This is a genomic window from Rhodanobacter sp. FW106-HT46G03 (assembly GCF_058789895.1).
In genome coordinates this window covers 834817-860247 of record NZ_JBYTCC010000001.1, presented here as the reverse complement: position 1 = coordinate 860247, position 25431 = coordinate 834817, and the positions used below count along the sequence as shown (strand labels likewise).

The window sequence follows — 25431 nt, the reverse complement described above, 5'->3', positions numbered from 1 at the left end:
ACGGTGTTGGTTGTTGACTGGCGGCAGGTACTGCAACACTTCCGGTTCGACCTCGGCGTGGTCTCGGTACGCTTGATCGCCGATCCATTCGTGCTTGAGGCGGCGAAACACTGGATCCACCTTCGCGTTGTCCCCGCAATTGACGCGCCGGCTCTTGCTTTGCTTGATCCCGAGCCGCTGCAGCGTAGCGACGAAGGTCGCACTGGTATAGGTACCGCCCTGATCGGAGTGGAACAGCAGCCCCGATCAGCGTTGGTGGGCCTACCACGGCTGCTCCAGCGCCCGAGCCACCAGTACGCTGTCGACCTTCGCCGAGCGGACAGCCCCGACGATCCGCCGGCCCACCGCGATCGCCGAGCACCGCCAGCCATGCTGCGTAGGCAGATAGGTTACGTCACCCGCGCCCACTTGGTTGGGTGCCGGCGGACAAAACGGTCGCGCCAACGGGTTCAGGGCAATCGCGGCCACTTGGTCGGTCGGACGATAGCGATGGCGGCGCCGGGAGTGACCCCACACTCCGGCCTGACGCACCAGGGTACGAGCTGGGTAGCGGCCCACCAACGTACTCGGGCTGGACAACTTACGCGCCACCCGGCGACTCCCGTAGCTGCGCTGGGTCTCCTGTGGATCTGACGCACGCGCACCACGTCCGCCGCGTGCGATCACGCGACCGCCGCGCCACCCACCGCGGTCGCATCTAATTTGCGCTCGGGGGTCGCAAGTTGCCCGTCGTCCAAGTCGTACAGCTCCATCCAGCATCACCCGGGCGAGCACCAGCGATCCAAGGCCCGACGTGGTAACGGTCCGGCTGGCCCACAGGTGGGCGTAAAAAGGGGAATGCCGAATGCCGGAGTTCGCCTGAGTGTCTCAACCGTGACGCGAACGCTTATGAGCAAAACGTAAATCGTTATGTGCTAGACATGAACGCTTATGCGCTAAAGAACAACTGAGTGCGTCCGCCGTGGTGCGACAGCTTATGCGCGTGACGCGACCCGTTATGCGCTACACACGACAGCTTATGCGCTAGCAGACACCCACGTTCACGGCCTCCGCGGCAACTCCGTCAACCGCACTTGCTGTACCCGCAATTGAGGCAGGTCTGGCAGCCGTCCATCAGCACCAGCGCCTGGGTGTTGCACTTGGCGCACATCGCGGCGCCGGCGGGGAACGTGGAGGTTCCGGTGTCGGCTTCGGCTTCGACGGCTTTCGGTGCGGCGGCCGGCTCGGCGTGGGCGTGATCGGCATGCGCGGCGTTGTTGCGCGCGGCGATGGCTTCGTAGGCGGCGCGTTTCTCGGCAATCAGCGCACGCTGGGCGTCGCTCATTTCCGGATCGTGGATGAGGCCGATGTTTTTCATGTGCTGCTCGATCACGCCGCCGATCTCGGCCACGATCGAGGGCATGTAGATGCCGCCGGCCTTGAAGTAGCCGCCGCGCGGGTCGAACACGGCTTTCAGCTCTTCGACGATGAAGGTGACATCGCCGCCCTTGCGGAACACCGCGGAAAGAATGCGGGTGAGCGCAACGATCCACTGGAAGTGATCCATGTTCTTCGAATTGATGAAGATCTCGAAGGGGCGGCGCACTTCGTACTTGGTGTGCGCGTTCAGCACGATATCGTTGATGGTGACGTACAGCGCGTGCTCGAACAGCGGCGACTTGATCTTGAAGGTGGAGCCGACCAGCGTCTCGGGGCGCTGCAGGCTCTCGTGCATCTGGATGACTTCGGCGGCCTTGGGCTCGGGCTTGGGCGCCGGCTTCAGCGCCGTGGCCGCGGCCGGCGCGGGTTTTTCCTCGGGCTGCACGACGGCGTAGCCTGTGATCTTTTTTGCGATCTTGATCGCCATGATGGAGTGGTTCCTGATCTGGCCGGCGCCACGCGGCGCGGGAAAAACGCGGCCGACCCGGCATGGCCGGGCCGGCCGTGACACGACGTACTACTTGCGGGCAGCCTTGCGCGCAGCCGGCTTGCGACCAACCTTGCGGCTGCCCTTCTTGCTGGCAGTGGACCGTTTGGTTGCCTTGGCGGCGACCTTTTTTGTTTGAGTCGCCTTCTTCGGGGCGACCTTTTTCACCGCGGCCTTGACGGCCGTCTTCTTGCTGCTGACTTTCTTTGCCGGCTTGGCGGCTTTTTGGGCCACCTTGCCGAGCGTCTTTTTCACCGGCTTCTTCGTCACCTTCCTGACGGCGGCGGCCTGGCTTGCCGGTTTGCGCACAGGTTTCTTCGCCGCGGCCGTCTTCGCCGGCTTACGCGCAACCACTTTCTTTGTCGCTGCCGTCTTGGCCACGGCCTTCTTCGGCGCAGCCCGCTTGATGGTCTTGCGCGCCGCCGACTTCTTCGCAGCGGTTTTCTTCGGCGCCGCCGACTTCCCGGCAACCGCCTTTTTCGGCGCGGCCTTCTTGGCGGCAGGCTTCTTTGCCGCTGCCGCCTTCTTCACCACCGGCTTGGATGCGGGCTTCTTGGCTGCGGGCTTCCTGGCCACTGATTTCTTCGCCACCGGCCGGTTTGCTGCCGGGGTGCGCGCGGCCGCCACTGGCAGCTCGGCAACGATGACCGGTACCAGCACCGGCTCCGGATCGAACGCCGGCTCGTCCGGCACGACGGTGACGGTTTCGACGACGATTTCGGTGACTACCGGCGCGTCAGGGGCCGGTGACGTGACGCTGGATGACGCTTCGACTTCATGATCGATGGACATGCAGGTGATCCCCTCGGACGGTGGCCGCGATGCGATTGCGTTTGGTGTCAGAACTTGCCGTAATAGCCTTCCTTCAAGGCATCGAACAGGTTGGCAGCGGTGTGGGTCTCGCCGTCGTACTCCACCTCTTCATTGCCGTGAAGTTCCACCACGCTACCGTCTTCGAGTTCGAAGCGGTAGAGGGTGTGCGCGAGGTCGGAATCCTTGACCAGTACGCCCTGGAACGCGGCCGGGTTGAAACGGAACGTGGTACAGCCCTTGAGCCCCTGCTGGTAGGCGTAAAAGTAGATGTCCTTGAACTTTTCGTAGGGGTAGTCGGTGGGCACGTTGGCGGTCTTGGAGATCGACGAGTCGATCCATTTCTGCGCCGCCGCCTGGATGTCCACGTGCTGCTTCGGGCTGATGTCGTCGGCAGCCACGAAGTAGTCCGGCAACTTCACCTTGGGGTCGTCCGAATCGGGCATCGCATCGGCGTTGATCAGCGCGCGATAGGCCAGCAGCTCGAAGCTGTAGACGCTGATTTTTTCCTTGGTCTTGCGCCCCTCGCGAATGACGTTGCGCGAGTAGTGGTGGGCAAAGCTCGGCTCGATGCCGTTGGACGCGTTGTTGGCGAGCGACAACGAAATGGTGCCGGTCGGCGCAATCGAGGTGTGGTGAGTGAAGCGCGCGCCGGTCTCGGCCAGCTCGGCGACGAGGTTCGGCGCCACCTGCGCCACGCGCTGCATGTAGCGGCTGTACTTGGCGTGCAGTACACGCCCGGGGATGCGGTCGCCCAGCTTCCAGCCGTCGCGCGCCATCTCCGGCCGCTTGCGCAGCATGTCGCCGGTCACGGCGTATTCCTTGGCCAGCACCGGCGCCGGACCTTTTTCCTTCGCCAGATCGAGTGCGACTTCCCAGCCGGCCACCGCCATTTCGCGCGAAGCATCTTCGGTGAACGCCACCGCCTCGGCCGAACCGTAGCGCATGCGCAGCATCGCCAAGGTCGAACCCAAACCGAGGAAACCCATGCCGTGCCGGCGCTTGGAAAGAATCTCCTCGCGCTGCTGTGCCAGCGGCAGGCCGTTGATGTCCACCACGTTGTCGAGCAGGCGGGTGAACACCTTCACCACCTCGCGGTACTCGTCCCAGTCGAAGCGCGCCTTCGGCCCGAACGGATCGTGCACGAAGCGCGTCAGGTTGACCGAGCCGAGCAGGCACGAGCCGTACGGCGGCAAGGGCTGTTCGCCGCACGGGTTGGTCGCGCGGATGTGCTCGCACCACCAGTTGTTGTTCATCTCGTTGACGCGGTCGATCAGGATGAAGCCGGGCTCGGCGTAGTCGTACGTGGAGACCATGATCATGTCCCACAGGTGGCGCGCACGGATGTGGCCGTAGATCTTGCAGGCCACCAGGCCGTCGTCGCGCTCCACGTAGTTCTCGTGGGTGGGCCACTCGCGCCACACGACCTTGGCCGGGTCGTCGAGATCCAGCTCGTCGCGCTCCTTGACGTGCACCGGGAAGATCAGCGGCCAGTCCTCGTCGTGCTCCACCGCCTGCATGAAACCGTCGGTGACCAGCAGCGAGAGATTGAACTGGCGCAGCCGGCCGTCCTCGCGCTTGGCCTTGATGAACTCCTTCACGTCCGGGTGGCTGACGTCGAAGGTGCCCATCTGCGCGCCGCGCCGGCCGCCGGCCGAGGACACGGTGAAGCACATCTTGTCGAAGATGTCCATGAACGACAGCGGACCGGAGGTGTACGCGCCGGCGCCAGAGACGTAGGCGCCACGCGGACGCAGCGTGCTGAACTCGTAGCCGATGCCGCAGCCCGCCTTGAGCGTCAGCCCCGCCTCGTGCACCTTGCCGAGGATGTTGTCCATCGAGTCGTGGATGGTGCCCGATACGGTGCAGTTGATGGTGCTGGTGGCCGGCTTGTGCGCCAGCGCGCCGGCGTTGGAGGTGATGCGACCGGCCGGGATCGCGCCGTGGCGCAGCGCCCACAGGAAGCGTTCGTTCCAGTGCTCGCGCAGCTCGGGGGTGGCTTCCACCTCGGAAAGCGCACGGGCCACGCGTTGCCAGGTCCCATCGACATCGGCGTCCACCGGCTCGCCGGTCTTGGTCCGCAGGCGGTATTTGCGATCCCAAATGTCTTGTGAGGCGGGCTGCAGCGGAATCTCCACCGCGGCATCGCGTTGCAACTCCGAACCTGTCACTGGCGCACGCGCTGTGCTCATCGGCTTCCTGACCTCCGGCGGCCTCACGGCCTTGTCGTTATCTATGCTGTACGACCCGCGACACGACCCACGTGGCGCCCCGGGCGCGGAGCGTGGCAGTGCCGGGGCCCGCCTCCCGATCGGCGACTCTCATCCACCAGCGCTTGTTTTACCTGCAACGAACAAGCACAAGATATTGTGGTTGGGAGTGCCTTGGACAGTACCCCGCACAAGGTCGGTTGTAAAGTCCGGATGCACCATCGCGCAACCCGCCGTCACCGGGAACCGCATGCGCTGGCGGACAGTCCAATGCGCGTCGATTTTTGCCCTCAAGGAGAAACACATGGCACCTCGCCAACCTTCCGGTTTTCCCTGGCTTGCCGGGGCCCTTGCGTTGCTGCTCGGCGTCGTCGCGCCCGGCGTCAGCCACGCCGCGATGCCGCCGGCCGTCGATGGCCAGGCGATGCCGTCGCTGGCGCCGATGCTGGCCAACGTGACACCCACGGTGGTCAACATCTCCAGCAAGACCCGGGTGCAGGTGCACAACCCGTATTTCGACGACCCGGTGTTTCGCCAGTTCTTCGGCCTGCCGGCGACGCCGCGCGAGCGGGTCGAGCAGAGCTTGGGCTCGGGCGTGATCGTGGATGCGGCCAAGGGCTACATCCTCACCAACAACCACGTGGTGGGCGGCGCCAACGAAATCACCGTGACGCTGCAGGACGGCCGCACCTTCAAGGCCAGGCTGGTCGGCACCGATCCGGACACCGACGTGGCGGTGGTGCAGATCCACGCGTCCGGCCTCAAGGCACTGCCGATCGCCGATTCCGGCAGGCTGCGCGTGGGCGATTACGTGGTGGCCGTGGGCGAGCCATTCGGGCTGAGCGAAACCGTGACCTCGGGCATCGTCTCCGCGCTCGGCCGCTCCGGCCTGGGCGATTCGCGCTACCAGAACTTCATCCAGACCGATGCCTCGATCAACCCGGGCAACTCCGGCGGCGCACTGGTGAACCTGCGCGGGCAACTGGTGGGCATCAACACGATGATTTTCTCGCCCTCGGGCGGCAACGTGGGTATCGGTTTCGCGATCCCGTCGAACCTTGCCAGCGAGGTGATGGCCCAGCTCATCGCGCACGGCAAAGTGGAGCGCGGCACGCTCGGCCTGCAGTCGCAGGACATCACGCCGCGCATCGCGCGGTTGCTCAACCTCAAGCAGGAGACCGGCGTGGTGGTGACCGGCGTCAACCCCGGCTCGCCGGCGGAAACCGCGGGTCTCGCGCCGGGCGACGTGCTGACCGCGCTGGATGGCAAGCCGCTGCGCAATGTCGACGAGCTGCGCAATACCGAAGGCCTGCTGCCAGTGGGCAGCACGGTGAGACTTGGCGTGCTGCATGACGGCAAGGCGCGTGAAGTGAGCGCCGTGCTGCGCGCCGAACGCCTCGCCAGCCTCGACGGCGGCAAGCTTGATCCGCGCCTGGCCGGCGTCACCTTCGATGAGCTCGGCCAAAGCGCACGCAGCCAGGGCCTGTACGGCGTGGCGGTGGGCAACGTGGCTCCCGGCAGTCGCGCCGCCGCGGCCGGCCTGCGCCGCGGCGATGTCGTGATCGGCGTCGGCAGCACGCGGATCACCGGGTTGCGCATGCTGAGCCAGCTCGCGGGCGTACGCCCGCGCCAGCTGGTGCTGGTGGTGGCCGACGACGAGGGTTCGCACTACGTGGTGATCCAGTAGCGCAAACACAAACGGCCGGCGGATGCCGGCCGTTTGCGCGTGATGGCGGGACGATCAGCCCACGCGGATCCAGCGCCACAACTCGCGCCAGCTCGGCTTCTTGCCGTACATGAGGATGCCGGTGCGGTAGATGCGCCCGGCGATCCACACGCAGGCCAGCAGCCCGAGCACCATCAGCGCCAGCGAGATGCCGAGCTGCACCAGCGGCACCGAGGTCATCGACCAGCGCACCGGCATGGTGAACGGCGAGAAGAACGGAATCAGCGACAGCGTGGCGCCGATGCCGCCGTTCGGATCCTTGATCAGCGCGAACACCGCGAAGAACCCGATCATCGTCAGCATCGTCACCGGCAGGATGTACTGCTGGGTTTCCTGGATGGAATTGCACATCGCGCCCACCGCGGCGAACAGCGCGCCGTAGAGCAGAAAGCCGAGTGCGAAATACAGCAGGAACACCACCAAGAGGCTCACCGGCATGCCTGGCAGTGCGAAATCCTTCGCCGCCTCGGCACTGGCACCAAACGCGCCGGCGATGTGCCCGCCCTGGCTACCCAGCGCGAACGCCGTACCGCCCCAGATCGCCATCTGCGTCAACCCGGCCAGCCCCACGCCGAGCACCTTGCCCATCAGCATCTGGAACGGCGTGAGTGAGGAAGTAAGCACCTCCATGATGCGCGAGGTTTTTTCCTCGATCACCGAGGTGGTCATCTGCTGGCCATAGATGACGATGGCGAGATACAGGATGAAGCCCATCGCGTAGGCGATGCCGAACGCGGCCATGCCGCTTTGCCCGGTGATCTTGCCGTCCTCGACCTTGGTGGTGGAAACATCCGCCTTGGCCATCGCCTGCTTCACCACGCCCTCGTCCACGCCGGCGGTCGCCAGGCGCACGCCGGCGATCGCATCGGACACGTCGCGCTGCAGCCGCGCCATCGCATCGGGCGAACCGACATTGGTGCCGTAGTACTCCAGCTTGCCGCTGGCAAGCGTTCCCGGTGCCAGCACCAGCACCCCGTCGTAGCCGTCGCCGCGGTGCTCACCGGAAAGCCCGGTCTGCGCAATCAGCCGGTCGCGTTCGGCGGTCAGCGTGGCCGCCGTTGCCGGGAACACGGTGACGGCATAGCGCGGCATCGCATTCGGCTTGCTGCCGAACCGCGCCGCCTTGAGCGTGCTCGCCAGCGGTGCACCGAGCGCGCTGCCGGAAGCGTCCACCACCGCCACCCGGCTGGTGTGGTCGCCACCGGCCAACATCAGCATCGGCAACAGCATCACCAGCACCATGAACACCGGCACCAGGATGGTGGAAATCAGGAACGCCTTGCTGCGCACGCGCTCGACGTACTCGCGGCGAACCACGGCCATGGTCTTGTTCATGCGGCAGCTCCCTGTGGCAACGGCGCGGCATCCGGGTCGGCGCCCACCTTGGCGACGAAGATCGCCTGCAGCGACGGCTCCACCACCTCGAACCGGCGCAGCCCGACGCCGGCGCCCACCAGCGCGGAAAGCAATTGATCCGGCGTGGCGCCATCGGCCAGCCGCAGCTCCGCGCTCGCGCCGTAGTCGTCCAGCCGCGCCACCAGCCGTGGATCGGCCAGCGCTGCGTTCGCGTGCTCGCGGCCGCTGCTGAAACCCAGCGCCAGATAACGCCCGCCAAAATCCGCCTTCACCTGCGCCAGCGTGCCGTTCACCACCATCCGCCCGCGCGCGATGATCGCCACGTGGTCGCACATGCGCTCGGCCTGCTCCATCACGTGAGTGGAAAACAACACCGTGCGGCCGCTCTTGGCGATCCCCACCACGATGTCCTTCATCGTCTGCGCGTTGATCGGGTCGAGCCCCGAAAACGGCTCGTCCAGGATCACCAGCTCCGGCTCGTGCAGCAGTGCGCCGGCAAACTGCACCTTCTGCTGCATGCCCTTGGAAAGATCCTCGACCTTCTTCTGCGCCCAGCCCGCGATCTCCAGCCGTTCCAGCCAGGCCAGCGCGCGCTTGCGCCCTTCCGCTCGCGACAGCCCCTTGGTCTCCCCCAGAAAGATCAGGTGATCGAGCACCTTCATCTTTTTGTACAGCCCGCGCTCTTCCGGCAGGTAGCCGATGCGCGCGGAAAGATCGCGACTGCTCTGCGCCGAGCCAAAGCGTGTGATGCGGCCCTCGTCCGGCTCGATGATGCTCATGATCAGCCGGATCGTGGTCGACTTGCCGGCCCCGTTCGGCCCGAGCAGGCCAAAGATGCCGCCGACCGGCACCTGCATCGACAACCGATCCACCGCGGTATGTCCCGCAAACCGCTTCGTTACTGACTCGACACTCACGCTGGGTGTGGACACGTGACGCTCCTTGTGCAGGCCTCCCCGGCCTGGAGCTGCGCAAGGTAGCATGCGTTGCCACGCGCCTTGCCGTGCCTTTCGTCATCAACGGCCGCCTGCGGCCCGGCCGGCGTCGACGCACCGCCACCACACGCGGTCACCGGCCCAGTTCACCCGGCCGTCAGTTTGGCGCCCGCCAGGCCGCATCCCGCCGTGCGCAACGGTTTCTTTATGGATACCGCCGATTCATCCGGGTGCCACCGCGACGCCCTACGGTATGGATGCCACGCATTCGTGGCTCACTTTCTGCGAGGTTACGCCATGACCAAGACCATCACTGCCGCCTTGTTTGCCGCGGCGTTCGCATTGCCAGCTTCATACGCACTCGCGCAGCCACAGCACCAGAGCGGGCACGCGCCGAACGAGCACGCGACCATGCCGACCATGCCGACCACGGACCAGGACGCCCACGGCGACACCGTGTCCGATGCTGCCCACACGGCGAAAACAGACGACGCCGATGTCGGCAAGACCGTCAGCGAAGTTGCCAACGACAAAAACAAAGGCGAGCGCGTTGCCAAGGGTCACACCAAGACCCATCACGCCAAGACCCATCACGCCAAGCACTGAGCCGCGTGATCGATTCACGGGGCCGGGTCGTCAGACCCGGCCCTTTTTCGTGTCCGACGCACGCGACTTCGCAGTGCCGAACCGCGGCAGGTTCCACCCCAGCCGCAGCGAGATGTAGCGCAAGGCGAAACACAGGCCGATGGGGAGCCAGGTAGCCCAGAGAGCGGACCATCCCAGGCGTTCGCCAATGACCGCAAGGGCTGCGGCGAGGGCTGCGGCGGAGGCGTAGATCTCTTTTTGCAGCACCACGGAGACGCGCGCCAGCAGCATGTCGCGGGCCAGTCCGCCGCCGATCGCGGTGACCATGCCAAGCAGGATCGCGACTTCCGCGTTGGCGCCGTGCAGCAGTGCCTTGTGCGCGCCGTACACCGCAAACAGGCCGAGCCCCATCGCGTCGAACAGACGCACCGGGTAGGTGAGGCGTTCGATCGGGCGGTAGGCGATGACGGTGGCCAGCGCCGCGACGACGGCAGTGGCGAGGTAGCGCCAGTCGGACAACCCGGCCGGCGGGATCGCGCCAATGCACACATCGCGCGCGATGCCGCCGCCACAGGCGGTGATGTAGGCCAGCGTGAGGATGCCGAAGAGATCGAGGCGGCAGCGCCGCGCGGCGGTGGCGCCACTGATCGCAAACGCAAACGTGCCGGCGAGATCGACGAAATTGAACAACAGTTGCTCGTTCATGCACCCTGCCGGGGCAGGTATGCCGGCAGGGCGGCGATACCCGCCATTGAACCAGCTTTGCCGCTCGCCGACGATTACCGGACGCGAAGCATCCTGCGCTGCACGCGGTTCACTGGCCCAGCCGGCGCGAGATCGCGAAGAACACCAGGTTGCCCAGGCCGGTGGCGCCGGCCAGCACGGCGATCATGCCGGGGGTCACTTCCTGCCAGCCGAACCACTGGATCAGGCCGAAACCGACCGCCAGCGACAACAGCACGATGCCCCAGCGCAGCGAGGAATGGCGGCGGCGCAGCTCCTCGTCGCGCAGCACCGAGTTGACCAGCTCGGCCGAACCACCCGCGTCCAGCATGCGCCGGCGCGTCACGGCATCGACGCTGACCTTGATGGCGTAGGTGATACAGACAAACAACGAGATCGGGATCAATATGCCAAAGTCCATAGTTCCTCCTGGGCGGGAAAGGGCAATGCCGGGTTTCGGAACCATGGATACCGCTCTCCGGCCGATGGTTGCAGTCGACCCGCTGCAACCGTTGCGCCGCTGCCTGTATCCCGTCTGCCATGGATGACACGCACTCCTCCGACCGCGCCCTGGTCGCTGCCGTGCTGGCCAAGCGGCCGGGCGCGTTCGAACAGCTTGTGCGTTCGCACCAGGGATTGTGCTGGCACATCATCCAGCGCATGGTGCGCAATCCGGAGGATACCCGCGAGCTGTGCCAGGACACCTTCCTGCGCGTGCACCAATGCCTGCACCAATACCGCGGCGAGAGCGCACTGAAGTCCTGGATCGGCCGCGTGGCCTACACCATCGCCCTGCGCCACCTGCAGCACAAGCGCATCCCGCTGGTCGAGGCGCACGACGACGAGGGGGCGCCACTGGTGGAAAGCGTGGCCGACGACTTCGACCTGGAAACCGCTTGCGCCGATGCGGAAATCGCCGCGCACCTGCATGCGGCGATCGACGCCCTGCCGCCACTGCAACGCACGCTGCTGACCCTGTACTACCTCGAGGAAAGCACCATCCCCGAGATCGCCGCCATCACCGGGCTGGCCGGCGGTACCATCAAGAGCCACTTGTTCCGGTCGCGCCTGCGCCTGCGCGAGACGCTGGAAACCCGGACAGGAGTTGCCGCATGAACCACGATTTGCCTTCCTTCGACGACCCCGCGCGCGAGCACGAATGGCAGGCGCAGGAACGCGCGCTGCAGGCCGAACGCCTGGGCCTCGATGCCGGGGCCGACGATGCCCGCGTGCGCCGCTACCGCCTGCTGGTGCGCACGTTGCGCGAACCCATGCCGGATGCGCTGCCGGCGGATTTCGCGCAGCGGATGGCCGCGCAAGTCGCCGCCGTACCGGCCCGCCAGCAAGCCACCGAGATGCACATCGAGTCGACGCTGGCGAGCACGCTCGCCGCCGGGCTGCTGGTGGCCGGAGGCGTCGTGCTCGCGATCTACGGCAACACCTGGCAGCCGGCCTTCCGCGACCTGCTGTCGGCATCCGGCACACCGGCGACGGGCTGGCTGCTTGCCCTGGGCGGCTGCCTCGGCGCGTCCTGGCTGCTCGGACTGTGGCAGCGGCACGCACGGGGCCGCGCTGCCTGAGAGCCTTGGGGCCTACAGTTCGAGCACCGCGTCCAAGCCGCGGTGCAGGCCGGTCAGCGTGGAAACCTTGCGGATTGCCAGCAACGCACCATCCACATAGGGCTTCGCGCTGCTGCCGGCGTTGTGGCGGATGCTGAGGGTCTGATCCGGCAGGCCGAAGAGCGTCTCGGCGCCGAGCACGAAGCCCGGCAGGCGCACCGCATGCACCTGGCTGCCGGCCAGGGTGCCGCCGCGCGCTGCGCGCAGGCCGCGGGTTTCCTCCAGCGGCACTTCCAGCTGCGGTTGACGCACCTTGCCCATGCGTGTGGCCAACTCGCGCACGGTGCCGCTGGGCGCGTCCGGCTTGCCGGCGTAGGCGTAATCGATGATCTCCCACTGCGGCAGGATCTTCGCCGCCATCTCGGAGAACTTGATCAGCAGCACCGCGGTGAGCGCGAAGTTGCCGCAGGCGAGCACGCCAAGGCCGCGCTCGCGCGCCACGGCATCGATCTGCGCGTAGTCCGCGTCGGTGAGGCCCGAGGTACCCACCACCACGTGGGCGCCATGCGCCAGTGCGGCGAGAATGTTCGCCCGCGCGCTGTCGGGGTGGGTGTATTCGACGAACACGTCGCAGGGTGCGGCCAGCGCCGCGGCCGCACTGGCGAACACCGGCGTGGTGATGACGGCGTCGCCCAGCGCCTCGCCCAGCGGCCGGCCGGCATGCCGGCGCGACACCGCGGCCACCAGGCGCAGATCCGCGCTGGCGGCGATGCCGCGCGCCAGCTCCGAGCCGGCCCAGCCGGTGGCGCCGGCGAGACATACCTTCAATGCCATGACGGCCTCGCTTGCAGGGCGCGTGCCGTGCCGATGCGCGGCGCGGCAATCACTTCTTCTTCGGGATGTACAGGTCGGTGATGGTGCCTTCGTACACCTCGGCAGCCATGCCGATCGACTCGCCGAGCGTCGGGTGCGGATGGATGGTGAGTGCGATGTCGGCCGCCTCGGCGCCCATTTCCACCGCCAGCGCCAGCTCGGAGATCAGGTCGCCGGCGTTGACGCCGACCACCGCGCCGCCGACGAGGCGATGGGTTTCCTCGTCGAAGATGAGCTTGGTGAAGCCCTCGGTGCGCGCGATGCCGATGGCGCGGCCGGAGGCCGCCCACGGGAACTTGCCCACGCCGATCTTGAGGCCTTTCTCATTCGCCTCGCGCTCAGTGACGCCCACCCAGGCCACTTCGGGGTCGGTGAACGCCACCGACGGGATCACCCGCGCGTCGAAATATGCCTTGTGGCCTGCGGCAACTTCGGCCGCCACGTGCGCCTCGTGCACTGCCTTGTGCGCCAGCATCGGCTGGCCGACGAGGTCACCGATGGCAAAGATGTGCGCCACGTTGGTGCGCATCTGCGTGTCGACGTTGATGAAGCCGCGGTCGGTCACCGCGACACCGGCGTTTTCGGCGCCGATCTTCCTGCCGTTGGGCGCGCGGCCGACCGCGACCAGCACGCGGTCGAACACCGTGGTCTCGGGGATCGACTTGCCCTCGTAGGCGACTTCGATGCCTTTCTTGGTCGCCTTCGCGGCCACCACCTTGGTGCCGGTGTGGACGCCCTTGAGGCGCGCGCCGAGGCGCTTGGCCAGCGGGCGCACGAGATCGGCGTCGGCCGGCGGGATGATCTGCTCCATGAACTCGACCACGGTCACTTCGCTGCCGAGCGCGGCGTACACCGTGCCCATCTCCAGCCCGATGATGCCGCCGCCGACCACAAGCAGCTTGTTCGGCACGTCGGCCAGCGCGAGCGCGTCGGTGGAATCCATCACGCGCGGATCGTCCCACGGGAACAGCGGCAGCTTCACCGCCTGCGAACCGGCGGCGATGATCGCCTGTTCGAAGCGGACAAGCTTCGTGCCTTCGGCCGTCTTTACTTCCATCTCGTGCGGCGAAATGAAGTTGCCGACACCTTGCACGGTACGTACCTTGCGCTGTTTGGCCATGCTACCCAGGCCGCCGGTGAGCTGGCCGACCACCTTGTCCTTGAACTCGCGCAGCTTGTCGATATCGAGCGTGGGCTTGCCGAACGTGACGCCATGTGCGGCCATCGCCGCGGCCTCGTCGATCACCGCGGCGGCGTGCAGCAGCGCCTTGGACGGGATGCAGCCAACGTTCAAGCACACGCCGCCCAGCGTGTCGTAGCGCTCCACCAGCACCGTATCCAGGCCCAGATCGGCAGCGCGAAACGCGGCGGAGTAACCGCCGGGGCCGGAACCGAGTACCACCAGCTGGCAGGTGATGTCCGGGGTTTTGCCGGAAGCTTTTGCCCCCGCTCCCCCTTGGGGAGAGGGTTGGAGCGAGGGGGCGGGGCTGGCGGAAGGCTTCGGCGAACCCGCCCCCTCACCCCGGCCCTCTCTCCGGAGGGGAGCGGGGGAAGAGCCTGCAGCCTCTGCGCCTTGGGCTTCAAGCACCAGGATCACATCCCCCTCGGAGACTTCATCTCCCACCTTGAGCTTCATCGCCTTGACCACGCCGGCCGCGGTGGAGGGCACTTCCATCGTGGCCTTGTCCGACTCCAGCGTGACCAGGCTCTGCTCCTTGGCGACGGTGTCGCCGACCTTGACCATCACCTCGATCACCGGCACGCCATCGTGGCCGCCGATGTCCGGAACTTTCACTTCGATCGTGTTCGCCATGGGGAATCCTTCGATTGCGTGCGGGGAGATGGCGCGGGCGCAGCCCCTCATCCCAACCCTCTCCCCGGCAGGGAGAGGGAGTCAAAAGCGCGGTGTCAGAGCAGCAGGCGGCGGATGTCGCCGAGCTGCTTGGCGACGAACACCGCAAAGCGCGCGGCGAGTGCACCGTCGATCACGCGATGGTCGTAGCTGAGCGACAGCGGCAGCAACATGCGCGGCGCGAACTCCTTGCCGTTCCACACCGGTTGCACGCGCGAGCGCGAGACGCCGAGGATCGCCACTTCCGGCGCATTGATGATCGGCGTGAACTTGGTGCCGCCGATGCCGCCGAGCGAGGAGATCGAGAAGCAGCCGCCGGACATGTCGGCCGGACCGAGTTTCTTTTCGCGCGCCTTGACCGAGATTTCCGCCAGCTCGCGCGCGAGATCCAGCAGGCCCTTTTGATCCACGTTGCGGATCACCGGCACCACCAGGCCATCGGGCGTATCCACCGCGATGCCGATGTGGAAGTACTTCTTGAGGATCAGCTTCTCGCCGGTTTCATCCAGCGAGGCGTTGAACCTGGGGTATTCCTTGAGCGCCGCGACCACGGCCTTCATCTGGAACACCAGCGGCGTGATGCGCAGATCCTTGTGCTCGGCACCGAGCTGCTTGCGAAATGCCTCCAGCTCGGTGATGTCGGCATCCTCGTGCTGGGTGACGTGCGGAATCATCGCCCAGTTGCGCGCGAGGTTGGCGCCGGAAATCTTCTGGATGCGCGAGAGCGGGTGTTCCTCGACCGGGCCGAACTTGGCGAAGTCGACCTTGGGCCACGGCAAGAGGCTCAGCCCACCGACGCCGGCCACCGCACCGCCGACCGGGCGCGCGCCGGAAGCGAGCGCATGCTTGACGTAGTGCTGCACGTCCTCGCGCACGATGCGGCCGCCGCGGCCGCTGCCCTTGACCTGCGCCACGTCGACCCCAAGCTCGCGCGCAAACGCGCGCACCGCCGGGCTCGCATACGGCGTATCGCCGGGCATGACGAGGTGCGCATCGAACGGCGGTCGCACGTGCGGGCCGGCGTCGCCTTCGGGCGAATGGCCCGGCTCGGCATGGCGCAGCGCGGGCGCTTCGGTCGCCACCGGTGCGGCGGCGTGCGCCGGTGCCGGCGTGGGTGCTGTCACCGGCGCGGCGCCTTCGGCTTCCACCAGTGCAATCACGTCGCCCTCGGAAACCTCGTCGCCCACCTTGAGTTTCATTTCTTTGATGACGCCGGCGAACGGCGCCGGCACTTCCATCGTGGCCTTGTCCGACTCCAGCGTGACCAGACTTTGGTCCTTGGCGATGCGATCACCCGCCTTGACCATCACCTCGATCACCGGCACGCCGCCGTGGCCGCCGATGTCCGGCACGCGCGCTTCGCGCAGGCCGCCGGAAACCGCCGGGGCGGATGCCGTCGGTGGCGCCGCAGCCGCAACCGATGCCGCCGGAGCGGGGGCCGGGGCTCGTGCGGGTGCAGGAGCCGCCACTGGCGCCGCCGCTTTCGCCGGCGCCGCCGCAGCCTCGATCAACGCGATCACCGAGCCCTCGGAGACCTCGTCGCCGACCTTCAACTTGACCTCTTTCACCACGCCGGCAAACGGCGCGGGCACTTCCATCGTCGCCTTGTCCGACTCCAGCGTGACCAGACTTTGGTCCTTGGCGACGGTATCACCCGGTTTGATCATCACCTCAATCACCGGCACGTTGTCGTGGCCGCCAATGTCGGGTACGCGGGCTTCTTGAGTGGCGGCCATGGTGTCTCCTGGAGTGTCGGGGGCCGGGCGCGCGGGGTGACGCGCCCACAAGGCTTTCATCATAACGAACCGATCCGCATCGCGGGGGCTCCACGCGCGGCGCAAACGCCATTCGCTGGCGCATGTTGCCGCGGGAAATCTTGCGCAGGCATGACCTTGGGCCGGTGCGCATGCGCCATCTCATACCTTAGTCTGCCTTGCGCGGATGCCGCATCGCGCGGCGCAAAGGACGATCCATGCTGAGCCTGAGCAAGCTTTCCAAGACCTATGCCAACGGCGTGCGCGCATTGCGCGACGTATCGCTGGAGATCCCGAACGGCATGTTCGGCCTGCTGGGCCCGAACGGCGCCGGCAAGTCCTCGCTGATGCGCACCATCGCCACCCTGCAGGATCCCGACACCGGCACGATCACGCTCGACGGCATGGATTTGCTCGCCGACAAGCGGGCCACGCGCCGCCTGCTCGGCTACCTGCCGCAGGAGTTCGGCGTGTATCCCAAGGTTTCGGCCGAAGCGATGCTCGACCACTTTGCGGTGCTGAAGGGCGTCACTGCCAAAGGCGAGCGCCGCGACCTCGTCGAAGCCCTGCTGCGCCAGGTGAACCTGTGGGATGTGCGCAAGCGCAGGCTCGGTGGCTTTTCGGGCGGCATGCGCCAGCGCTTCGGCATTGCCCAGGCGCTGATCGGCGCGCCGAAGCTGGTGATCGTGGACGAGCCCACCGCCGGGCTCGACCCGGAAGAACGCAACCGGTTCCTGAACCTCCTGGCGGAAATCGGCGAGCGCGTGGTGGTGATCCTTTCGACCCACATCGTGGCCGACGTCACCGACCTGTGCCAGCGCATGGCGATCCTCGGGCAAGGCCAGGTGCTGCTTGCCGGCGAGCCGCACGAAGCGATCCGCGCGCTGGATGGACGCGTCTGGCGGCGCGTGATCGACAAGGCCGAGCTGGACACCTACCGCGCGCGCATGAACATCCTTTCCACCCGCCTCGCCGCTGGCCGCACCCTGCTGCACGTGTTGGCCGACGAGCGGCCCGACGAAAGTTTCGAGGCCATCGCGCCGGATCTGGAAAACGTGTATTTCGGCCGCCTGCGCGCGCAAGCCACGTTGCGCGCCGCCTGAAGCCACGCCACCCATCGGGACAGGATCATGCTTTTCGAAATCCTTCGCTTCGAGTGGCGCCAGCAACTGAAGGCGCCACTGTTCTGGGTCATCCTTGCCGCGGCGCTGGGCATCGCCTTCACCCTGACCGCGACCGACGCGGTGAGCGCCGCCGGTGCCAGCGGCAACGTGCTGCGCAACGCACCGCTGGTGATCGCGCGCCTGCTGAGCATGATGACGGTGTTCAGCATCTTGTTGGTGGTGACCTTCGTGGCGGCCGCCGCCACGCGCGATTTCGAGCAGCGCACGGCGGAGCTGCTATTCGCCACCCCGATCAGCCGCGGCGCCTACGTGGGCGGGCGCTTTCTCGCCGGCTACTTGGTGCTGGTGGCGATCCTCGCCGCTTGCGCGCTGGCGATCGCGCTCGGCGGCGCGATGCCGTGGCTGGACGCCAGCCGCTTCGGCCCGGCCGACTGGCGCGGCTACGCCTGGGGCTTCGGCGTGCTGGTGCTGCCCAACCTGCTGTTCATTGCGGCCCTGCTGTTTCTGCTGGCCACCGCCACCCGCTCGCTCTTGGCCAGCTACGTCGGCGTCATCGCCTGGTTCGTGCTGCAAGGGGTCACCGGGTACCTGAGCCGCAACCTCGACAACCACTACCTTGCCGCCGTGCTCGACCCATTCGGCGGACGCACGCTGGCGCTCGTTACCCGCTACTGGACGCCGGACCAGACCAACCACCTGCTGCCGGCGCTGGATGGCGTGCTGCTGTTCAACCGCCTGCTGTGGCTGGGCATCGCGGTACTGCTCCTGATCGCCACTTTCGTGGTGTTCCGCCCGAACCGCGAAGGCCTGCAGCTGCCGCGCCGCAAACCGCGTGCGGAGCCGCCGATGCTGCGCCCGCAGGCCGGCACCGCGGTTCTCGCCCTGCCCCACGTGACGCTGGCCCATGGCTGGCGTACGCACCTCGTGCAACTGCGCGCGCAGTTCGCGTTCGACACCCGGGGCGTGCTGCGCGGCGCCGCGTTCCTGGTGCTGCTGGTGCTGGCGCTGACCGTGATGGTGGTGTCGCTGGTGTCCTCCGGACTGGTCTATGGCACCCCGACCTGGCCGGTCACCCACCAGGTGCTCACCGCCATCAACAACAGCTTCAGCCTGCCGCTGATGATCGTGGTGATCTTCTACGCCGGCGAGCTGGTGTGGCGCGAGCGCACGCACGGCTCGGCCGAGGTCAGCGACGCCTTCCCCACCCCGGACTGGGTGGCGATGGCCGCGAAGTTCGGCGCGCTCCTGGCAGTAATCGCCAGCATGCTGCTGGTGGGCGCGGTGGTCGGCATCGGTTGGCAACTTGGCCATGGCTACTACCGCATCGAGCCCTGGCTGTACCTGCGCATGCTGGCGCTGGACGCGATCCCGTTCGTGCTGATCGCGGCGCTGGCGCTGTGCCTGCAGGTGGTGTGCAACCACAAGTTCCTCGGTTATTTCCTCAGCATCGCGTGGCTGGTCAGCACGCTGGCTTTCAGCCTGCTGCACTGGGACGACAACCTGTACAACTACGCCGGCGCGCCCAACGTGCCGTATTCGGACATGAATGGCTTCGGCCATTTCTACGTCGGCGCGTTGTGGTTCAACGCGTACTGGGGCTGCCTCGCACTGGCGCTCCTGGTACTGGCCTCGGTGCTGTGGGTGCGCGGCACCGGCAGCGACTGGCGCGGTCGGCTGCGCGAGGCGCGCGCGCGCCTGCGCCCGGAGCCGACTGCCGTGCTGGTGCTGAGCCTGCTCGGTTTTGCCGGGCTAGGCGGGTTCGTCTACTACAACACCCACGTGCTCAACCGCTACATCAGCCACGATGAAACCCTGCGCGAGCACGCCGACTACGAAAAGCTCTACGCGAAGTACGCCAAGCTGCCGCAGCCGCGCATCACGGCGATCAAGGCGGACGTGGATATTTACCCCGATCAGCGCAGGCTCGCGATCCGCGCGCATTACACGCTGGTCAACAAGCTCAAGGTGCCGGTCACCGAATTGTTCGTGAACTACACCGAGGGCTTCTACCCCAAGGCGCTGGGCTTTGCGCCGCACGCCACCGTGCGTTTCGACCGCCGCCTCGGCGTGGCCATCTACAAGCTGGATACCCCGCTCGCACCCGGCGCCTCGCTGCCGTTCGACTTCACGCTCGACTACGCGCCCAAGGGCTTCACCAATGAGTCGGGCGAAACTTTCATCGTGCACAACGGCACGTTCTTCAACAACATGGTGCTGCCGCAATTCGGCTACCAGCCCAAGTTTCAGATCAGCGACCGCAACGACCGCAAGAAGTACGGCCTGAACCCCGATGTGCCGCGCATGCCGCCGCTTTCCGACCAAGCCGCGCGCGCCAGAAACTATCTTTCCAACGACGCCGACTGGATCAGCTTCGACACCACCGTTTCCACCGCCGCCGACCAGATCGCACTGGCGCCGGGCACGCTGGTGAAGAAGTGGGCGCAGGGCGACCGCCGCTATTTCCACTACGTGATGCGCGAGCCGATGCTGAACTTCTTCGCCTATCTTTCCGCGCGCTACGCGGTGAAAAGCGAGGACGCGGACGGGGTGAAAATCTCGGTGTATTACGACCCCGCGCACGCGTTCAACGTGGATCGCATGCTGGAAAGCGCGAAGGATTCGCTGGCGTGGTACGACCGCCATTACACGCCGTACCAATTCAAGCAGCTGCGCATCCTGGAGTTTCCCGGCTACATGGCGTTTGCGCAGAGCTTCGCCAACACCATCCCGTTCTCCGAGTCGATCGGTTTCATAGCCGACCTGCGCGACCAGCGCCGCATCGACTACGTGTACGACGTGACCGCGCACGAAGTGGCCCACCAGTGGTGGGCGCACCGCGTGATCGGCGCCGACATGCAGGGCTCCACCATGCTCAGCGAGTCGCTGGCGCAATACAGCTCGCTGATGGTGATGCAGCACAAGTACGGCGCCGACCAGATGCGCAAGTTCCTGAAGTACGAGCTGGATCTGTACCTCGCCGGCCGCGGTACCGAAAAGACCGCGGAGGAGCCGCTCGCCAAGGTCGAAAACCAGCCCTACATCCACTACCGCAAAGGCTCGCTGATTTTCTACGCGCTGCAGGATTACGTCGGCGAGGCCCGGCTCGATGCGTTCCTCAAGCAGTTCCTGATCGACTACGGGTTTCAGCAGCCGCCGTATGTCGACTCGCAGCTCTTCGTGGACGCGCTGGGCAAGCATCTCGGCCCGGCATACCAGCCCATGCTCGACGACTTCTTCTGGAAGATCACCCTGTTCGACAACCGCATGATCTCCGCCTACGCCAAGCGTCTGCCGGATGGCCGCTACGCGGTCACCATGAAAGTGCACGCCGGCATGTCCTACGCCAACGGCAAAGGCGAGGACACGCGCGCGGCGCCCAACCTTCCCATCGCCATTGGCGTGTTTGCGCAAGGCGCCAACGGCCGCGATGGCAAACCGCTCTACCTTGCCAAACGCGAGCTGCCGGCGGGCGACACCACGCTCGCCGTCACCGTCGACGGCAAACCCGCGATGGCCGGCATCGACCCCTACAACGAGCTGATCGACAAAGTGCCCGACGACAACCGCAAGACGGTGACAGTGCAGTAAGCGGCCGATTCGGAGTTCGGGATTGGGAAAAGCTGCTTGCGGCGGGTGCGGCAAGCGGGCAACCTCGGGCCGTCGCGACTCAGCGACTGCCGGAGCCTGCCACACGACTCGACCGTGCCACCTCCTCGCCGTCGCGCTGGCCATGACCCTTGCGTGCGACCCCGAAGAGGCCATCGCCCAGGACGCCAGCAACGGCGTGCAGATCACTCTGCTCGGCCACCCGCACATCATGGCCACCCACCCCGACCTGCGCTATCGCAAGCTTGCGATCCGCGCCTATGAAAGCGGCGACAAGGCCGCGGCGCTGAACCCGCTGCGCAAGGCGGCAAGCTATGCGGACAAGCCCTCGCAGGCAATGCTGGCGACGATGTACTGGAACGGCGACGGCACGCCGGCGGTACGCCGATACGCGGAGAGGATTACTACGCGCCGGCGTTGTGGTCGGCAGCCGAGTACGCCAGGCTGAAAGACGTGGTGTGGGAGCAGGCGCGGGCGGAAACCGGCCACGTCGAGATCGGCCCATTGCAGTCGCTGCCCAAGCCGGAACCCGACCGCGGCCAGTGAACTGACGGCGTCACGCCGGCCAGCGAAAGGCCACGTGGAAATTGTTGAACGCGGGGTCGTCGAGGCTGCCGCCGGGCGCGGCGGTCAGCGGGGCGGCGAGACCATCGACGTCGAGCTCCTGGCCGGCAACGAAGCACGCGCCGAAGGCTTCCATTTCCACCAGCTTTTCGCACAGCACGCCGGCGCGGTCGAGCTCGGTGGGTGGCACGTCGCGCAGGCTGATGTCGGGGCGGGCGAATTTGCGCATGCCGCGGGTGTGGACGTGCGCGTGCACGCCGTCGTCTGCCAGCGTGCGCGCAATCAGCACGTGGCTGCGCGGCGGCGCACCGTCCGCCACCAGATAACGCTCGCGCCAGGCCGACGCATCGAACAGGCCGAAAATCTGCGGATCGAGTACCACCCGGCCACCGATGTCGAGCAAGACGGCGAGCACGCCAAGCGTGTCGCGCAGGTAATCCAGGCTGGCGCCATCAGCCAGCTCGCCGCGCACCACGAGCGCATCCGGCGCGGTGCGTGCGGTTTCGAATGCTTCCGGCGCGTCATCGCGCAACAGCTCGCCCAGTGCACCGGCCAGCGGGTAGCCGTCCCACTGGCGCAACGCGAGGTTCTGGAACCGCTTGAGCTCGACCCCGGCCGGCAAGCCGGAGCTGGCGTAGCGCGGCGCGGGTATCACCAGCTCGCGCGCAAACTGCCCGAACACGTAGAACTGCAGCAAGGCGGTTTGCCCGGCGCTGCCTTGCCAGTAGGGGCGCGGCCAGGCGGGAGCGGATGTGGTGTCGGTCATCGAAGGCAGCCTGTGGGGTTCTGGGGGTATACGAATGGGGCAGGTTAGGGCATGCGCGAGGACGCGTCGTGGAGGTGCCCGGACCTCATCGCCGGCGATAAAGGCAACGCCACGTGACATGCCCGGCGGTTTCGCGCCGGCCGGGGCGACCGCCGGTGTTGCCGAGAGCAGGAGCCCTTTACCTATTTGAAAACCCGCGGGGCGCGGGTTTTCAGGGCGGCAACACGGTCTGCTGCAGTTCAACCCGACCGTGGCCTTCGGTGATTCGCTTGAACTCGGCACGGCTTACCGAAACGTAGCGGTCGTTGCCGCCAATCTCCACCTGTGGGCCAGCGGTGACAGCGCAGCCCTGTGCATCAACACGCACCACCATGGTCGCCTTGTGCCCGGTGTGGCAGATGGTCTTGATCTCCACCAGCTCATCCGCCCACGCCAGCAGGTAGCCACTGCCCTCGAACAGCTCGCCGCGAAAATCCGTGCGCAAGCCATAGGCCAGCACCGGGATGTGCAAAACGTCCACCACGTCGGTGAGCTGCCACACCTGAGATTTGTGCAGGAACTGCGCCTCGTCCACAAACACGCAGCTCAGCTTCCCGTGCGCGGCAATATCGGCGGCCACCAGTGCCTGCAGGTCTTCTGCGGCACCGAAGCGGTGCGCATTGGCCTTGAGCCCGATGCGCGAAGCGACCATGCCCGCGCCGTAACGGTTGTCCAGCGCCGGGCTGAGGATCAACGTGCGCATGCCGCGCTCGTGATAGTTGTACGCGCTCTGCAGGAGCGTCGTGGTCTTGCCGGCATTCATCGCCGAATAATAGAAATAGAGCTTGGCCATGATGGACGGCAGCAAAGGCAGGCCTGCATGGTAACGCGTCAAACGCGGTGCCCGCCGCTCAGCGGGCGCAGGCGCTCTGTTACCATCCAGCCTCGTTTTGCCCCGCACGTCGTTCATGCTCAACCCGCAACAACAAACCGCCGTCGAACACTGCGACACCCCTCTCCTGGTGTTGGCCGGCGCCGGTTCGGGCAAGACCAGCGTCATCACCCAGAAAATCGCCTGGCTGATCCAGCGCCGCAAACTGGCTGCCGGCAAGATCGCCGCCATCACCTTCACCAACAAGGCCGCGCGCGAAATGCGCGAGCGCGTCGGCAAGCTGGTCACCAGCGAGGACGCGGCCGCGCTCACGGTGTGCACGTTCCACGCGCTGGGCCTGAAGTTTCTGCAGATCGAGCATGCGCGCGCCGATCTGCGGCGCGGCTTTTCGGTGTTCGATGCCAGCGACAGCGACAGCCTCATCAAGGAGCTCGCGCCCAAGGGCGCCAAGCCCGACGTGCTCGCCGGCATCCGGCACCTGGTAAGCGCAGCCAAAGGCAATGGTCTTTCTCCCGCCGAGGCACTCGCCGCCGCGCGCAGTCCGAAAGAGCTGGAAGCGGCCGCCCTGTACGAGATGTACCAGGCGCGCCTGGCCACGTTCAACGCGGTGGATTTCGACGACCTGATCCGCTTGCCGCTGCAGCTGCTGGAAACCGACGACGCCTGCCGCGATGCCTGGCGCGAACGCCTGCGTTACCTGCTGGTGGACGAATACCAGGACACCAACGACGCGCAGTACCGCCTGCTGAAAGTGCTGGCCGGCGAACGCGGCGGCCTCACCTGCGTGGGCGACGACGACCAGTCGATCTACGCCTGGCGCGGCGCCAATCCGGAAAACATCGACCGCCTCGGCCGCGACTGGCCGAACCTGCGCGTGATCAAGCTGGAGCAGAATTACCGCTGCGGCAAACGCATCCTGCGCGCGGCCAACGCGCTGATCGCGCACAACCCGCACAGCCACGAAAAGAAACTCTGGAGCGAACACCCCGAGGGCGCACCGATCCGCGTGCTCGAATGCAAGGACGCCGACCACGAGGCGGAGAAAATCGCCGCCATCGCGGCCACCCTTGCCGAAAAGTACAAGGCACGCTGGAACGACATCGCGATCCTCTACCGCAACAACTTCAAGGCGCGTCCGCTGGAAAAAGCCCTGCGCCTGGCACGCGTGCCGTATCACCTCTCCGGCGCGCTGTCGTTTCTCGACCGCGACGAGGTGAAAGACATCCTGTGCTACCTGCGCCTGCTGACCAACCCCAGCGACGACGCGGCGTTTCTGCGCGTGGTGAACAAGCCGCGCCGGGAAATCGGCGACACCACCAAGGAAAAACTCGGCCAGCTGGCGCAGTCGAAGCACTGCTCGCTGCTGGAAGCCACGCGCAGCGACGCCGTGCTGCGCCAGTTGCCCGCGCGCGCCGCGAACGGGCTGGCGGCCTTCTCCGAACTGCTCGACGAGCTGCGTAGCGCATCCCTGCACGAGAGCGCCGCCGAGCTGGTGGAACGCGTCATCCGCCGTACCGGCTACGTGGCCCAACTCGTCGCCGCCACGCCCGACCCGGCGGTGCGCGAGCGCAAGCTCGGCAACCTCAATGAACTGGCCGACTGGTTTCGCGCCATGCAAAAAGGCGCCAGCGCCGGCGACCTCGCCGCCCAGCTCGCGCTGCTGTCCCACGCCGACCGCGACGACCCGGGCAATGCGGTGCGGCTGATGACCCTGCACGCGGCAAAAGGGCTGGAGTTTCGTTTCGTGTTCATCGCCGGCTGCGAAGAGGGCGCGCTGCCCAGCGAAGGCGCACTGGACGAAGGCCGGCTGGATGAAGAGCGGCGCCTGATGTACGTCGGCATCACCCGCGCCAAGGAACTGCTCACCTTGTCATGGGCCGCCAAGAGCCGGCACTACGGCGAGATCGTGGCCAACCAGCCCAGCCGCTTTCTTGCCGAGCTGCCACAGGCCGACCTGCACTGGCAGGGCAAAGACCCCGAAGCCGACCAGGCCACCACGCGCGAAACCGCCCAATCCCACATGGCCCGTATCCGCGCCATGCTGGCAGGGCCGTAAATACTTCCAAAGGTTGCGAACTCCACGGAACGCCCAGGTAGCCGCGCGCCGCGCGAAACGACGGCGCACCGACGCGGCCACCCGTCCCGTTTTTGCATGCGCTGCGTAGCCAGCGATGGGCAGGCATGGCGCGCGCTCCGAACGACGGCGGTTGA

Annotated in this window: 20 protein-coding genes; 8 read left to right on the top strand and 12 right to left on the bottom strand. The window is 66.6% G+C overall.

The genetic code is table 11. The features are described from left to right. Nucleotides 1–1063: 1063 nt before the first annotated feature. From AC3WP6_RS03565 to AC3WP6_RS03555, 3 genes are all read right to left on the bottom strand, one after another. Nucleotides 1064–1846: a TSCPD domain-containing protein gene (locus AC3WP6_RS03565; RefSeq protein WP_492626423.1), complete on the bottom strand. Its 783-nt coding sequence runs from the start codon at nucleotides 1844–1846 to the stop codon at nucleotides 1064–1066. A gap of 90 nt (nucleotides 1847–1936) precedes the next feature. After that, complete coding sequence (locus tag AC3WP6_RS03560) at nucleotides 1937–2698, bottom strand: hypothetical protein (RefSeq protein WP_492626422.1); 762 nt, start codon at nucleotides 2696–2698, stop codon at nucleotides 1937–1939. 47 nt (nucleotides 2699–2745) lie between these two features. Then, entirely contained in the window at nucleotides 2746–4908 is a 2163-nt protein-coding gene (locus tag AC3WP6_RS03555) for an adenosylcobalamin-dependent ribonucleoside-diphosphate reductase (protein ID WP_492626421.1), read from the bottom strand. Between the two features lie 322 nt (nucleotides 4909–5230). On the opposite strand from AC3WP6_RS03555, the gene AC3WP6_RS03550 reads away from it, so the two are divergent. Beyond that, nucleotides 5231–6613 (top strand): Do family serine endopeptidase, encoded by a 1383-nt coding sequence (locus AC3WP6_RS03550; RefSeq protein ID WP_492626420.1) that lies wholly within the window; start codon nucleotides 5231–5233, stop codon nucleotides 6611–6613. A 54-nt stretch (nucleotides 6614–6667) separates the two neighbouring features. On the opposite strand, the gene AC3WP6_RS03545 is transcribed toward AC3WP6_RS03550, so the two are convergent. Next, nucleotides 6668–7987: an ABC transporter permease gene (locus AC3WP6_RS03545; RefSeq protein ID WP_492626419.1), complete on the bottom strand. Its 1320-nt coding sequence runs from the start codon at nucleotides 7985–7987 to the stop codon at nucleotides 6668–6670. Further along, nucleotides 7984–8940 carry an ABC transporter ATP-binding protein gene (locus AC3WP6_RS03540; protein WP_492626418.1) on the bottom strand — a complete coding sequence of 319 codons (957 nt, stop codon included), beginning with the start codon at nucleotides 8938–8940 and terminating at the stop codon, nucleotides 7984–7986. The genes AC3WP6_RS03545 and AC3WP6_RS03540 overlap by 4 nt, the downstream gene beginning before the upstream one ends. 300 nt (nucleotides 8941–9240) lie before the next feature. On the opposite strand from AC3WP6_RS03540, the gene AC3WP6_RS03535 reads away from it, so the two are divergent. Further along, the gene (locus AC3WP6_RS03535; protein WP_492626417.1) at nucleotides 9241–9549 is read left to right on the top strand and encodes a hypothetical protein; all 309 of its coding nucleotides are present in this window, start codon (nucleotides 9241–9243) and stop codon (nucleotides 9547–9549) included. A 30-nt stretch (nucleotides 9550–9579) separates the two neighbouring features. Here AC3WP6_RS03535 and AC3WP6_RS03530 read toward each other — a convergent pair whose 3' ends face one another. Both AC3WP6_RS03530 and AC3WP6_RS03525 read right to left on the bottom strand, forming a co-directional pair. After that, nucleotides 9580–10233: a trimeric intracellular cation channel family protein gene (locus AC3WP6_RS03530; RefSeq protein ID WP_492626416.1), complete on the bottom strand. Its 654-nt coding sequence runs from the start codon at nucleotides 10231–10233 to the stop codon at nucleotides 9580–9582. 109 nt (nucleotides 10234–10342) lie between these two features. Beyond that, nucleotides 10343–10672, bottom strand: coding sequence for a hypothetical protein (locus tag AC3WP6_RS03525; RefSeq protein WP_492626415.1), 330 nt, complete (start codon nucleotides 10670–10672; stop codon nucleotides 10343–10345). Nucleotides 10673–10791: 119 nt separating this feature from the next. Here AC3WP6_RS03525 and AC3WP6_RS03520 point away from each other — a divergent pair, with 119 nt between their 5' ends. Together AC3WP6_RS03520 and AC3WP6_RS03515 are read left to right on the top strand one after the other, a co-directional pair. Then, nucleotides 10792–11367: an RNA polymerase sigma factor gene (locus AC3WP6_RS03520; protein ID WP_492626414.1), complete on the top strand. Its 576-nt coding sequence runs from the start codon at nucleotides 10792–10794 to the stop codon at nucleotides 11365–11367. Continuing rightward, nucleotides 11364–11831, top strand: coding sequence for a hypothetical protein (locus AC3WP6_RS03515; protein ID WP_492626413.1), 468 nt, complete (start codon nucleotides 11364–11366; stop codon nucleotides 11829–11831). Before AC3WP6_RS03520 ends, AC3WP6_RS03515 begins: the two co-directional genes overlap by 4 nt. A 12-nt stretch (nucleotides 11832–11843) precedes the next feature. Here AC3WP6_RS03515 and dapB read toward each other — a convergent pair whose 3' ends face one another. The 3 genes from dapB to aceF all read right to left on the bottom strand — a co-directional run bounded on the left by dapB (nucleotide 11844) and on the right by aceF (nucleotide 16271). After that, nucleotides 11844–12644, bottom strand: a complete 801-nt coding sequence (gene dapB, locus AC3WP6_RS03510) for a 4-hydroxy-tetrahydrodipicolinate reductase (protein ID WP_492626412.1) — start codon at nucleotides 12642–12644, stop codon at nucleotides 11844–11846. 49 nt (nucleotides 12645–12693) lie between these two features. Further along, nucleotides 12694–14496 carry a dihydrolipoyl dehydrogenase gene (gene lpdA, locus AC3WP6_RS03505; protein WP_492626411.1) on the bottom strand — a complete coding sequence of 601 codons (1803 nt, stop codon included), beginning with the start codon at nucleotides 14494–14496 and terminating at the stop codon, nucleotides 12694–12696. A gap of 95 nt (nucleotides 14497–14591) precedes the next feature. Then, the gene (gene aceF, locus AC3WP6_RS03500; RefSeq protein ID WP_492626410.1) at nucleotides 14592–16271 is read right to left on the bottom strand and encodes a dihydrolipoyllysine-residue acetyltransferase; all 1680 of its coding nucleotides are present in this window, start codon (nucleotides 16269–16271) and stop codon (nucleotides 14592–14594) included. A 236-nt stretch (nucleotides 16272–16507) separates the two neighbouring features. Here aceF and AC3WP6_RS03495 point away from each other — a divergent pair, with 236 nt between their 5' ends. The 3 genes from AC3WP6_RS03495 to AC3WP6_RS03485 all read left to right on the top strand — a co-directional run bounded on the left by AC3WP6_RS03495 (nucleotide 16508) and on the right by AC3WP6_RS03485 (nucleotide 21467). Further along, on the top strand, nucleotides 16508–17392 hold the full coding sequence (locus AC3WP6_RS03495) for an ABC transporter ATP-binding protein (protein WP_492626409.1): 885 nt from the start codon (nucleotides 16508–16510) through the stop codon (nucleotides 17390–17392). A 27-nt stretch (nucleotides 17393–17419) separates the two neighbouring features. Continuing rightward, nucleotides 17420–21001 (top strand): ABC transporter permease/M1 family aminopeptidase, encoded by a 3582-nt coding sequence (locus AC3WP6_RS03490; protein WP_492626408.1) that lies wholly within the window; start codon nucleotides 17420–17422, stop codon nucleotides 20999–21001. A 142-nt stretch (nucleotides 21002–21143) separates the two neighbouring features. Then, complete coding sequence (locus AC3WP6_RS03485; protein WP_492626407.1) at nucleotides 21144–21467, top strand: hypothetical protein; 324 nt, start codon at nucleotides 21144–21146, stop codon at nucleotides 21465–21467. 108 nt (nucleotides 21468–21575) lie between these two features. Here AC3WP6_RS03485 and AC3WP6_RS03480 read toward each other — a convergent pair whose 3' ends face one another. Together AC3WP6_RS03480 and AC3WP6_RS03475 are read right to left on the bottom strand one after the other, a co-directional pair. Next, on the bottom strand, nucleotides 21576–22349 hold the full coding sequence (locus tag AC3WP6_RS03480; RefSeq protein WP_492626406.1) for a hypothetical protein: 774 nt from the start codon (nucleotides 22347–22349) through the stop codon (nucleotides 21576–21578). 211 nt (nucleotides 22350–22560) lie between these two features. Continuing rightward, nucleotides 22561–23181: a thymidine kinase gene (locus AC3WP6_RS03475; RefSeq protein ID WP_492626405.1), complete on the bottom strand. Its 621-nt coding sequence runs from the start codon at nucleotides 23179–23181 to the stop codon at nucleotides 22561–22563. 115 nt (nucleotides 23182–23296) lie between these two features. Here AC3WP6_RS03475 and AC3WP6_RS03470 point away from each other — a divergent pair, with 115 nt between their 5' ends. Further along, complete coding sequence (locus AC3WP6_RS03470; protein ID WP_492626404.1) at nucleotides 23297–25276, top strand: UvrD-helicase domain-containing protein; 1980 nt, start codon at nucleotides 23297–23299, stop codon at nucleotides 25274–25276. The last annotated feature ends 155 nt before the right edge of the window (nucleotides 25277–25431 follow it).